Source organism: Coleofasciculus sp. E2-BRE-01, assembly GCF_040221695.1.
In the GTDB taxonomy this organism is placed as follows: domain Bacteria; phylum Cyanobacteriota; class Cyanobacteriia; order Cyanobacteriales; family Coleofasciculaceae; genus Coleofasciculus.
Window position 1 is genome coordinate 20,100 of record NZ_JAVKEA010000082.1, and the last position, 12,761, is coordinate 32,860.

Here is a 12,761-nt window from a genome sequence, read left to right on the forward strand (position 1 = left end):
AAAGTTAGTCTACCAATTGGATTACAACAACCGTTTAAAATCAAACGATACAAAATAAAATTTATCACATAAAACTATAGCTAGTCGTTAAGCAATTTAGCTCCACAAGAATTCAATTAAGGATGTCGCTTTATGGCAATTGTTGTAACCCTCAACCCAGAGTTAGAAGCGCTACTGCGTGACAAAGCCGCTCGTCAAGGTCAAGATGTTGGTCTTGTTGCATCTGAATTACTGGCTCGTGTTTTAGAGTGGGAAGAACAAGATTCAGAGGAAGCTATTAAAGGCATTCAGCAAGGTTTAGATGATTTTGAGGCGGGTCAATTTCGCTCTTTCCAAGAGTTTGCTGACGAACAACGCCGTAAGTATAGCAACCGCCACAAGGGTTAGGACAAGTCGGCGGGTATCGAAACGAATAAACGGCACGAATAAACGGCATCCATCGGATGTCCTTATGCTCTTGGTGACTGCTATATTGACGACGAATGAGGGCACGGCAATGCCGTGTTCCTACCCCTTACCATAGCTCAGGTATTAGGTAGGGGCACGATACTATCGTGCCCTTAAACTCCCTTAAACTTGAAAACCGCTGTAATTACTAATTAACTCGATAGACCAACCACTTCCCCCGAACCTTCAATTACTTCCCCAATCTGATAAGCCGTAACGCCTTGAGATTCAAACCAACGACAGGTTTTTTCCGCTTGAACGGATGACACCAACACGACAAACCCAATCCCCATATTGAACGTATTAAACATCTCTTTTCGACTCACTTGACCCGCCTCAGCGAGCCATTGAAAAATAGGTAAAATCTCCCAGCTATTCGGCTCAATCTGTACCGATTGCCCTTGACCTAAACACCGAGGTAAATTCTCTGGTAAACCGCCACCCGTAATGTGAGCCATACCATGAATTTCAATCCCAGCTTGTAGCGCATCTAGAATTGGTTTCACGTAAATTTGAGTCGGTGTCAGCAGCACGTCTCCTAAACGTTGACCTCCCAGTAAATCGGGACAGCTATCCCAACTGAACGGCGATTCCTGGTTAACCGAGTCGCTAACAATTTTGCGGACTAAACTAAACCCATTACTGTGAACCCCCTGACTGGCTAAACCAATCGCCACATCTCCCAATTGCACCTGAGAACCGTCTAAAATTTCGCTTTTTTCCACAATCCCCACGCAAAAGCCAGCAATGTCATACTCTCCCGGTTGATAAAAACCGGGCATTTCTGCGGTTTCTCCTCCCAACAACGCACAGCCAGCCAGACGACATCCCTGAGCAATACCCGCTACCACCTGAGTGAGTTGTTCTTGATTCAGTTTTCCTGTGGCTAAATAGTCCAAAAAAAATAGGGGTTGTGCGCCAGATGTCAAGACATCGTTGACACACATGGCAACTAAGTCAATACCAACGGTGTCGTGACGATTCAACTCATGAGCCAGTTTCAGCTTTGTCCCTACTCCATCCGTTCCCGACACTAAAACGGGTTCGCGATATCCCATCGGTAACTGGAAGCAACCATTAAAGCCACCGAGTCCACCTAAAACTTCCGGTCGATGGGTGCTTTGGACTAGCCCTCTAATTTGCTGTACAAACGCTCGACCTACTTCGATATCAACACCAGCTTCTCGATAATCCATGGGATAGCACTAGGAATGAAAGAATTTTTCCGAATGTAGGGGCGGATTTCACTATTATCATTTTTTTGCCACCTTGATGTGACTCAACCCGTTCCCACCGAGGAATGTAGGGGCGGGTTTCACTATTATCGTTTTTTTGCCACCTTGATGTGAATCAACCCGCCCCAACCAAAGTTGTGAGGGTGTCCTTTGTTTTCCTCCCTTGGATATTTTACAGGTTGATCCCGGCAAAGCCTAGAGCCAAAACGTTATCGGTAAAACCCGCCCCTACAGCATTGATGGAAAACCTTCGCCGCGACGGTCGAGGTTTGTTGTCTCTATTGTAAAGTTTTGTTAAGAATCTCGTCAATTCCCTGAGAGGGGTAAAAGCGGGAAATCCTTGTCATATCAAGCTTTAGGGCAAATTATATGATATCGCACTTTTGAAAATCTTATCGCTGATTCCCAAAAATCACTGATCCCCAAACCCAAAACTTCGTGTTAGTCTGTGTCAGTTCCATAAAAATAGAGCGAAATCGAAATGAGTATGAGTTACAGACGGTTTTTCTTAATCCTCTTGCATCACCATCCATAACCCTAAACGTAGAATTCTAGAGGCTTTTGATCTAGGCTTATGAATCAGCGAATTTTGAGTGGTCTCACTGTTACCGTCTTAACCACAGCCCTCAGCACAGTGATATTCCATCCGGCTAACCAAGCTCAGGCAGTTGACCAAGGTTCTGAGGGCAACTTGACTCTCGCTCCAGCGCTACACTCTCGGCAAACAACTCCCTCCACCTCCTCTCAACCAACCCCTCAGCCGCCAGAGGTGGTAAAAGTGGGAGAATTTCAATCCCCAACGGCTCAAGTTGGGGAAGCAGAAGAAATCATTGCTAAAATTCATGCCTATTCACTCGATGGGCGTCAGGCGGCTACTCTTTATGTGCGCGACATCCCTGTCCTGACGTTCTTAGGTTCTCCTGCAACTGCTAATAATGACACCAAAGTGGGAGAAGTGGCTCTGGGAAATGACGCTGAAGCCGAGTATTCCTCATCAAAAACGGTGTCTGGTTATCAATCCTCAGAGGCAGACCAACTGGATAATATTGCCTCGCCCAGTGTCACCTCGTCCAGTAATGCCAATCCAGATGATGCCGTAGGGCGGGCGACAGCGGTTGCGGCTCAACTCAATCAACTGCATCGGGATAATATTGATGCAGACGCGATCGCAGTTCGTTGGAATGAGTCGTGTAACTGCTACAGCATCCAGGTAAACGACCAGGAGTTGGTGCAAGTTAACGAAAACACCATTCTGCCCGATACCACCGAAAACCTAACCGAAGATGCCCGACAAGCCACGAACAGACTGCGACGCTTGATGGGTGATGCTCCCCCCATACGCGAAATTGAGGGCAAACCCAAAGCCCAGACAATTGCCCAAGTTGCTCTGGGTCCAGTACGTTTCCAGGTTAAGGGTATTGCCTCCTGGTATGGTCCTGGCTTTCATGGAAACCGCAGCGCCAGTGGTGAGCGATTTAATCAAAACGCCCTAACCGCCGCTCATCGCAGCTTACCCTTTGGTACTAACGTGCGAGTCACCAACTTAAATAATGGTCGTTCCGTTATCGTGCGGATTAATGACCGAGGACCCTATACCAGAGGGCGAGTCATTGACCTTTCTGCCGCCGCCGCCAGAGTCCTAGGATTGATTAGGACGGGTGTGGCACCTGTACGGATTGAGGTTTTAGATAACTAGCTAGGGAATAGTTTGAGTGTGTAGGGGCGGGTTTAGGAAATTGATGCGTGGCTATTGATGGTAACGTTTCTGCAAAACCCGCCCTGACCGATCGCTTCCCTAGTCAGACAAGGTTGTGAATGTTCCAGACGTGCCATGGCGCGTCTAAGAGGAAAGGGCGACCCGACCCAATTGAGTGAACTGGAGTTGTTCATTAGTGCAAGCGGGTCGCCCCTACAAAGTTCATAAATTCTTGGACGAATGACGAATGACCAATGACCAATGACCAATGACAATTGCTAACATCGATCTAAAATCCAATCACTAAACTCTCATGCGTCTGTTTACGACAATCGCGGGATTGCGCTGCCACCTAGAACGTCATCGAACCCAAAAAACCGTCGGTTTAGTACCGACGATGGGGGCGTTGCACCCTGGTCACTTGAGCTTAATCGAGCGGGCAAGACGCGAAAATGCTATTGTCGTTGTCAGCATTTTTGTCAATCCACTCCAGTTTGGACCTGGGGAAGATTTGCAGCAATACCCGCGTCCGTTGGAGGAGGATCAACGCTTTTGTGAACAAGCGGGAGTTGATGTGATTTTTGCGCCCACAGCCGTGGAGTTGTATGGCGATGACCCATCCGATTCAGGCACCCCGACGGAGTTCACTCAAGTTATGCCCCCACCAGCCATGACTTCTATATTATGTGGTCATTCTCGTCCGGGTCATTTTCAGGGGGTGGCGACGGTGGTGACTAAGTTATTAAATCTAGTTCAACCCGATCGCGCTTATTTTGGTCAAAAGGATGCTCAACAATTGGCGATTATTCGCCGTTTGGTCGCGGATCTGAATTTGCCTGTCACTATCGTCTCTTGTCCGATCGCCCGTGAGCCGTCAGATCTTGCCTATAGTTCTCGTAATCAGTATTTAACGTCAGCACAAAAGGCACAAGCTCCGATTCTCTACAAGGGTTTACAAAATGCCCAAAATGTGTTCAAAGCTGGGGAGCGTGATCGCACCGCCTTAATTGCTGCTGTTACCTCAGAACTCAGCTTGATAGAGGAGATTCAAGTCGAGTACATTGAATTAGTCCATCCCACTACTCTGACTCCCCTAGAACAAGTAGAAGATCAAGGATTACTCGCGATCGCGGCTCGTCTGGGTTCAACTCGATTAATTGATAATATTATGCTGCGAAATCGCCAACCGATTATTGCTATTGATGGACCGGCGGGGGCGGGTAAATCCACGGTGACTCGGTTAGTGGCGCAGCAATTAGGCTTAATGTATCTGGATACGGGAGCCATGTATCGGGCGGTGACGTGGCGAGTGCTGCAAGCTGGAATTGATTTTACTGATGAACCTGCGATCGCGGAATTGGTGAGTCAATGTCAAATATCCTTGATCAGTAGTGGTTCCCAACCGCAAAGCCTGAGAGTGTGGATTGATGGCAAAGAAGTCACCCAGGCGATTCGCTCGTTAGAGGTTACCGCCAATGTTTCTGCGATCGCGGCGCTCCCGGTTGTACGTCACGAATTAGTCAAACAGCAACAGCGCTGGGCGTCTAAAGGTGGTGTTGTCGCTGAAGGGCGAGATATCGGGACTCATGTTTTCCCAGACGCCGAACTGAAAATTTTTCTCACCGCCTCGGTTCAAGAACGGGCACGCCGACGCCTGCAAGATCTCCAAGGCGAAGACCAAGGTACTGTCAGTTTAGAACAGCTAGAGGCGGATATTCAATTACGAGACCAGCGTGACAGCACTCGTACCTTAGCTCCCCTGCGCCAAGCTGCTGACGCGATCGAAATCAATACGGATGGTTTCACAATTCCTGAGGTCACTGATAAGATTATCAGTTTATACCATAAAAAAGCATCATCGTTACCTCAAGGATAAAAGCCTGCTCATCCAGACATTTCATGGATTAAATAGTTTTCGTCCTTAAACCTCAGACAGGGCGAATTTTGATACCAAATTCGATTACTGGAGTGGTGTTCTCAAAGCTGGCGTTCAATTTTGAACAAACACCCTACACCCTACACCCTACACGCCATACCCACTTAGTACCCTTAAGTCCCAACCATACCCCGTCAGCTTCTACTCTCTACCCTTTTACAAAATATCCCGGATATACTGCCATTTGCGTCGTAACTAACAAAAGAATCATTAACACTAAGGCGGATTTCGGTATCCAGTTGCCCTACAGCGAACTGAATATCCCTAGGAATGGTTGCGTTTAGCGATTGAGACGCAGGGTTTAGCATCAGAATTTATCAAGCGGGTTGATCTACGCTTAGACATTTATGTCTGGCGATAGATTAACCCGCCGCTTGGATTATTCTGCAACAAGAATAATCTAAAAATAAACAACCATGACGTGCCGCCTGTGTATTCAGAGGAGTGAAGGAGATTAAAGGTGGCAAACCCTTGTCAGTTAGTTTGGCAGTACAGATTATCCATTAGTTTAATCGCTGCCACACTTGGTTTTATTGCAAGTTTGAGTGTATCCGTTGCTCGTTCAGTTAACCCAAAGCTAACGATTCCTAGTCCTAAATTGAACCAACAAGAACGCTCTAATTCCCAGAGTTTGCAAATCAATGGTTTAATTGGAGATGAAAAAGATATCTATGAAAAAATGTTGGTTCACTTGGCAGAGGAAGAAGCCAAACGCTTAACTTTTTCTGTGCCAGTAGAATTTCAAGGCAAAACCCTTCATTCTCGTGTCCTCAAGGATAAGGCTAAAGTGATTGCCCTCACGTTTGATGATGGACCTTCATCCCAGACAACCCCCCAAGTTTTAGACATTCTCAAACGAGAAAATATCAAAGCCACCTTTTTTGTTGTCGGTAAGACGGTTAAGAATCATCCCCAGGTTATGAAACAAATTGTGGCTGAAGGTCATGCCATTGGTAATCATACTTGGAATCATCACTATCATCAGTACAGTCCATCGGCGGCGGCACAGGAACTGGAGACAACCGCCACTTTAATTCATCAACTCACTGGCGTCAAAACGGCGTTATTTAGACCGCCTGCTGGCATTTTAAATAACGGCTTAGTGAGCTATGCTCACCAAAATAAATATGCTGTAATTATGTGGTCAGCCGATACAAAAGATTGGCAAAGTCGCCGGATCACTGTGCCAAAATTAATCGATAACGCTCTTGAAGACGCGCAACCGGGTGGTATTATTTTACTGCACGATGGCGGGGGCGATCGCTCTAAAACAGTAGAAGCTTTACCAAAGTTGATTACTGAACTGAAACAGCGTGGTTATCAATTTGTCACCGTGCCAGAATTATTGGATATGCCAGATTAATACTAATAGGATTTACGCAAAGGATTTATATGTAGGGTGTGTTAGCGTAGCGTAACGCACCTTAACTAAGTATTTAATTGAGAATATATCACCTTGGGTTATCCTTTAGGGGCGACCCGCTTACACAAATTCACAACGGTGTTCATTCAACTTGATCGGGTCGCCCTTTACTCAATTTTTCCTGACAAGAATGATGCTTTTGCCCAACAATATCAATGGTTATTAGCACATTCTGGGTGGCTTGATTAAATCTGGTGCGTTACGGCGTACTTATGTTCGGAATTAATAACTGTTAATCCCGAAATTTGCCTAACGCACCCTACGAGTATAACTTTAGTGCTTTAACGCATAGCTGGAGAGGGCTTTAGCCCTCACTACTGACGAATGACGTAGCTTGCTTCTCGCGAAGCGAGTATGACAAATGACAAGCGACTTTTGTGAAGAGTTTGTAAACACAAAATTATTTTTAGGTAGATTTAACATAATGGGTAAAGAAATGTAAACAACTAGCACCTAAAAGCAGTGCCACTCATAGCAAGGGAGTTGAGAAATGGAATTATTCTATAGAATTCGCCAGGTCATTCGAGCCAATTTTAACGAGATGATTCAACAGGAGCAAAATTCCGAAACTGTAGGGTTAACATTTTATTCTCGTGAGGGCTTAAAAGATTACCAAACAATTGCCGAAGTAGCTAGAATCCAACGTGATGGACAGCAAGAAACAGTGGAGACGATAAACCACAGTCTAGTAACCTTAGAGAAAAAACAGGCGGCGGCAAATAACCTAAAGTATCGGTTATACGATAGCACTCACTTCAGCCAATTCCCGTTTTATGAGGATCAAGAGACTATCAACATACCCGATAATGTTCCTCAATTCCAGGAGTCTGCTTGGAAGGAGATAGAAGGGTTCTTCATTTCCTTAACATCCTCTAGGGAGATAGATAATGAATGGGCAACCCTGGAAGAATTTGCTTCAAAAATCTCTGTTTGATTCAGATAGCCTTCAAGTAAGTGAGGTACACAGACAGATCCCTGACTCCTCCAAGAAGTCGGGGATCTTGCTTAAAACTGTACCTCAGTTGTGGTGATTTCCGACCAAGAGCGATTAATTTGCTCAACTTATTCATCCGTTATCAGGTTCAGCGCTTTCTAATTCCTGAGTACAGAATGTAGAATCCAGATAGGGTCGCAGTGGGACTAATCCGGTTTTAGACAATAAACATTGCGCCTGTTCAGTTCTGAGAATTTCAGCAAACTTTGTGCCAATGGGGGGACGGCTATTATCTCTCGGATAAATAACAGCTAAGGGATAGGCTAAGGGATAGGTTTGGCTAATAAATGCCTCCACATTGGCTCCATAACTCCCTTTAGCATTACATAAATCTGTGTTCGGAGTAATCGGTTGTCGGTTATCTTGTACTAAGGGGGAAATCGCATCATTTTCTCCGTCCACGATGGCTAGGGGATAGACTGAACATTGCCCTAATACTTTACTCAAAGAATCAAATCCGATCGCGCCAATGTTTCGCCCCTCAAAATCCCGAATTACTTGTCGCAGTGTCTCAAAGGTTTGGGTGCGGATAATCGGCGGACGACCTAAATTGGCAAATGAGCGACTCGGTTGGTTACTTTGTTGCAGAAGTGCTTCAAATTCGGCAATATTACTCGTATTCGTATCCTCTTGCAGAACCCGCTGCTTAAACAGTTCAATGGCTTGATCACTGGGAGGAACATAGAGTTGAACCGGGAGATCGGGTCCTCCTAATTCTTGCCAATTGGTAATTTCTCCGGTGTAGAGTAAGCGTAATTGCTCAAAGCTAATTTGCCCATTTAAGGCGGCGGGTAAGCTGTTTTCCCGTTGTGCATAACTGAAGGCGACAAAGACAACTAAGCCATCATGAGCCACTTCTTCTGTGTCTAAGGCAAATCCTAACCGATTAATGGGAGTCGCGATCGCAAACTCCGCCTCCTCCTCCCGAACCTGTGCGATCGCGTCTGTCCAAGAGGGTACAGGTTGATAGTTTAACTCTAATTTCGGTTGACGCTGGTATAATTCACCCGCCAAGGTGGTATCCTTGGCAATTAAATTGGGTTGCTCCAAAATATAATCCCACGCTCCGTATGCTTCTGCTGTATAGGTAAACGTTCCTGTGGGAATCCCGGATACTTGTTCAATACAGCAGGGAAATGGTTCAGTTTCCATCGCGGTTTGGGGTTGATTTCTGCCGAATAGCCACCAGATTAATAATCCTAACAACAGCAGCGCCAACAGCAGCCATAATAAGCGAGGACGCCACCATCGTCTTTTCTTTTTTTTCGCCTCGGTTTCAGCTACGGGTTGGGAGAAGGGTGGGATAATTTGCGGTTCAGGGGGCAATTGTAATAAAGCACGGCGGGCAATTTCGGCGGTTTCAAAGGATGAGGTACCAATGCCAATTAGGGATAAAATATAGTCTTTAAACACGGGTTGGATTAGGGGCCAATGCTTGGTAATCCGGGGATTAAAGGGTTGAAGCGTAACCGGATCATGAGTACCGCCGTTTAAAAGATAAAATGCCACATACCCCAAGTCTTGTAAATCCTTTTTAGCAGATAACAAAGGACGTTCGAGTAAGGGCGGATCAAATCGTCCTTCCCACAAGAGGAGGTCACACAAATAGATAAAAAAGCCTTGGAAAGTGGGAACAATCAGTAAACTATCTAAACTGATATTGCCATCGGTGAGTCCCTCTTGGACTAAACCCGACGGGAGACGAAATTTTTGTCCATGGAGAAATTCTAAACTTTGCAAAACTTGTTCCAGGATTTGTCGCACCTGATAACTGGTCATCGCCCCAGTTTCTGCCACGTAACTGGCTAAGGTAGGATAGGTATCTAAGATCCCCTGGCTGACTAAATAGCAGCGTTCAAACCGGGGATCTGCGATCGCGTCCCACGGAGAGACGAGGCGAAAGTCTTGCACCCGCCCATCAGCCAAGGTGACGCCAGCGAGATTGACAAAGGCTTCTTTGCGTAACTGACTTTCTTGGAAATTAAAATAGCGATCGGGTAACAGGTATTCCCTGATTACCACAGGTTGACGAGTCGGGAGTTGCAGGGCTTGATAAAGACGACCTCTACCCCGATTTTTGAGGAAGCCTTCAATTTGATAGGTTCCCCGACGTCCGCGAATTTTGGTTTCTGGCGGTAACAGCGTCGGAAATCCACATTGAGTACAATAGTTGGCACCGGGTTGTTCGAGCAGGGTTTGTTGCACCCATTCACAGTAAAGGGGATTTCCCCGAACACAGCGATACTCCGGATAGAGGGACTTTACCCCTGGTGGAACGACGACTTCTGTCACCACGCCACCTTCGGCTTCTAATCCTTCACCGGGTTTCGTTTTACCCGCCATGCGATCTTTGAGTTCATCTAAACTCGGCGCACGCTGTTTCAGTTCATCTTGCAGGAATGGAAATAACCAAAGTAACCGCGCTGGGACGAACCGCAGTAGGATAGCTCGAAAGCGACCTGGGATCGTCTTGAAGCGATGGAAAATCCGACTTCCTTCAACGCTGCGAAATTGTTGAAATAAGCGTCCCAGAAATCCTTTTGGGTTACCCTTAACCATAACTGCTGCTCCTGCCAAGCCTTGTTAAGCTGTGTATTGCTATCCTGCCATAAGCACGGTGTCAGTCTAAGCGGTGGTTTCCCAAAGCGTTGAGAAATTTAACAAAATTTGCTTTTCCTAGAGTCGGAAGTCTGCTAGTGTAGCATTATTTGGTCAAATTAGGAGTTACCAGGAATGGCAAAGGAGCAAGTGGCGAAGCTGTTTCGAGATGCTCAAGCGAACCCGGCTTTAAGAGAGGAACTCAGAGCTGCCCCCAACGTAGACGCCTTTATTAAAATGGCAAAAGAACGGGGGTATGACTTTACTGTGGAAGAATGGCAAGAAATGACGGGATTTTCGGTTGAAGAAGTCGAGGGCAAATTGTCAGAAATTCCTGGATTATAAGGGTTTATTCGTAATTCGTAAAAATGATATTCAATACATTGACCTTTTACTTCTTTTTCACTTCATTCGAGGACATGGTTCGAGGGACTGCTTTTACCTGTTCCTTGTTCCCTGTTTCCTCGCCTCACCACAACAGTTATTAAATAAGCCCTAGCTATTCCGTTAAATGATGGACAGTTCTAAAAAGGATAATTAGTTGTGCCAAAAATACAAAAATGTAATCTTTGTTACTTTATATTGTCTAACTACTAGATATATTGTGATAATTGCTCTACAGATACAAAGAGTGCTCTCACTTCAACTTCACCTTTTTGGTTATACCTTAAGAATTTATGATTATGTCAATAGACATACTATTGTCACTTTGGCAATAATACTTGTAGGGGATGCTTAGTTGTTCGGAGTTTTGGTATTTTTATAATGTAGTTAAGTCAACACAGGCAAGGTAAGTTTAAAGTTTTAATAAATCTTATGTACGCACCCTGTTTTAGTTGGATTATAGTATATAATGGTGAATGTGTGTTTAGTTAATAACTATTGCAAGAACATACAGGCTATGGTATAATTGCTGATCAAGTTGAGTCTTAATTAATATAAATTTGCCCAAGATGAGTTCATGCGTATCACCATTAGTAATATGTTATTGTAAAATTCAGTTTTCAACAACCTCATACTGATTCATTTATAAGAAGATAACCCATATTTGGTTGTCATTTCTATAAGGAGCAAAGCCTGATCATGACCAATTCCACGCTAATTAAGAAAAGAAAAATTGACAAACCAGACCGTGCAAGAGTGTTTAAAGAAAAAACACTAAAGATATCTAATCCCACTCCACAAGAGGTAGATAAAGCTGCGCGTGCCACACAAGAGATGGTGCGGAAAATAAGATCACACTCTATTTTTAACAAATGTGATTGATTAGAAATTGTGATTAATTAAAAAGCTATTATCCGTCCAACTAAATATGCATTGGATGGATTTATTTTTTAAAGATGTCTCCAAAAAATAAATATAAAAATGGATCTAGATTATTCAACTTTATCTTTTGCTTTATTGGGAGTTTTATTTGGAATAATATTTGTATCTGATGGTTGGTTGTCTTACCAAGGCTCAGATCAATCATTTGCTCGTTCTCCTAAGGTTAGAGGAATTTTGTATATTTTAGGAGGAGGGGTTATCCCAGTAATTAGAGAATTAACACAAGAGACAACAAAGGTAAAAACAAACTCAATAACTATTTATACCTTTTTTGTAACTGTATCAATACTGTTTATATTGCTAGCTTTATGTTTATATGCATTTCTGATTAGCTTTAAACGTTTGCGTAAAGTCAATTTTGGCGACTCATTGTGGGAGACAATTATCGAAACATTGCCTTTTGTTGCCGTAGCACTTCAAGAAGGTAATAAAAAATTCAACGAAGAGATTGAAAACAGATTAGTTCCCAAAAATATTAAGCAAAGAAATGACGTAATGGAGTTTTTGTCTTCAGCCTATAATGATTTATGTACTTACAATAATGACTTGTGTCAAACAGATGCCGATAGTTTAATGAAATGTCAAAAATTTGCTAATTTTATAGCACATTACCTAGAGGAATTTATTGATATATTTCTAGATAGTTCAAAAGTTAATTACCGGGCTTGTGTATATTATCTAGATAAAGACGCCAATCAATTGCTTTTTTTAGCTGGTTTTAGCCCTCAAATATCACCATACACGCGAGAAAAATTACCCGTAGAAGATAGCTTGGCTGGATATGCTATTAAAAATCCATACATAGCTCATTTATTTTATACTGATAAAAGAAGTAATTCTTTGCCATTTTATGTTAAAAGAAATCCTCGGAGATATAATTCAGTTGTATCTTGTGCTATTAAACACCCAGAAATAAATGAAAATAGTCTTGCAAAAATGGCTATTTGTATTGATTGTATATATGGTAAATCAAATAGTTTTATTGATTTCGAGTATATATCAAGAATGATTGTAATCTTATCTATTGTTTTCGCCAACGCACAAGTTTTAATGAGTATAGATAATGAAGGTATTGAACAATATATAAAAAATCAAGGTTAAGATAT

10 protein-coding genes are annotated in these 12,761 nt (G+C 43.7%); 8 read left to right on the top strand and 2 right to left on the bottom strand.

Annotated elements, in window-relative coordinates:
• The first annotated feature begins 132 nt into the window (after window positions 1-132).
• Window positions 133-387 carry a hypothetical protein gene (locus RIG66_RS09880; protein ID WP_446377541.1) on the top strand — a complete coding sequence of 85 codons (255 nt, stop codon included), beginning with the start codon at window positions 133-135 and terminating at the stop codon, window positions 385-387.
• Window positions 388-599: 212 nt separating this feature from the next.
• Here the strand turns inward: RIG66_RS09880 and purM are convergent, their stop codons facing one another.
• Entirely contained in the window at window positions 600-1,643 is a 1,044-nt protein-coding gene (gene purM / locus RIG66_RS09885; protein WP_446377543.1) for a phosphoribosylformylglycinamidine cyclo-ligase, read from the bottom strand.
• A 613-nt stretch (window positions 1,644-2,256) separates the two neighbouring features.
• On the opposite strand from purM, the gene RIG66_RS09890 reads away from it, so the two are divergent.
• From RIG66_RS09890 to RIG66_RS09905, 4 genes are all read left to right on the top strand, one after another.
• Entirely contained in the window at window positions 2,257-3,378 is a 1,122-nt protein-coding gene (locus tag RIG66_RS09890) for a septal ring lytic transglycosylase RlpA family protein (RefSeq protein ID WP_446377545.1), read from the top strand.
• A gap of 313 nt (window positions 3,379-3,691) precedes the next feature.
• Window positions 3,692-5,254 carry a bifunctional pantoate--beta-alanine ligase/(d)CMP kinase gene (locus RIG66_RS09895; RefSeq protein ID WP_446377547.1) on the top strand — a complete coding sequence of 521 codons (1,563 nt, stop codon included), beginning with the start codon at window positions 3,692-3,694 and terminating at the stop codon, window positions 5,252-5,254.
• Between the two features lie 520 nt (window positions 5,255-5,774).
• Window positions 5,775-6,677 (top strand): polysaccharide deacetylase family protein, encoded by a 903-nt coding sequence (locus tag RIG66_RS09900; RefSeq protein WP_446377548.1) that lies wholly within the window; start codon window positions 5,775-5,777, stop codon window positions 6,675-6,677.
• Window positions 6,678-7,227: 550 nt separating this feature from the next.
• Complete coding sequence (locus RIG66_RS09905) at window positions 7,228-7,671, top strand: hypothetical protein (RefSeq protein WP_446377550.1); 444 nt, start codon at window positions 7,228-7,230, stop codon at window positions 7,669-7,671.
• A 132-nt stretch (window positions 7,672-7,803) separates the two neighbouring features.
• Here the strand turns inward: RIG66_RS09905 and RIG66_RS09910 are convergent, their stop codons facing one another.
• Window positions 7,804-10,290: a substrate-binding domain-containing protein gene (locus RIG66_RS09910; protein ID WP_446377552.1), complete on the bottom strand. Its 2,487-nt coding sequence runs from the start codon at window positions 10,288-10,290 to the stop codon at window positions 7,804-7,806.
• A gap of 174 nt (window positions 10,291-10,464) precedes the next feature.
• Here RIG66_RS09910 and RIG66_RS09915 point away from each other — a divergent pair, with 174 nt between their 5' ends.
• The 3 genes from RIG66_RS09915 (at window position 10,465) to RIG66_RS09925 (ending at window position 12,756) form a co-directional block, all read left to right on the top strand.
• Window positions 10,465-10,674 carry a Nif11-like leader peptide family natural product precursor gene (locus tag RIG66_RS09915; protein ID WP_446377554.1) on the top strand — a complete coding sequence of 70 codons (210 nt, stop codon included), beginning with the start codon at window positions 10,465-10,467 and terminating at the stop codon, window positions 10,672-10,674.
• Between the two features lie 738 nt (window positions 10,675-11,412).
• A complete protein-coding gene (locus RIG66_RS09920) occupies window positions 11,413-11,595 on the top strand; it encodes a hypothetical protein (RefSeq protein WP_446377556.1) in 183 nt (60 codons plus the stop codon).
• Window positions 11,596-11,694: 99 nt separating this feature from the next.
• Complete coding sequence (locus tag RIG66_RS09925; protein ID WP_446377558.1) at window positions 11,695-12,756, top strand: hypothetical protein; 1,062 nt, start codon at window positions 11,695-11,697, stop codon at window positions 12,754-12,756.
• The last annotated feature ends 5 nt before the right edge of the window (window positions 12,757-12,761 follow it).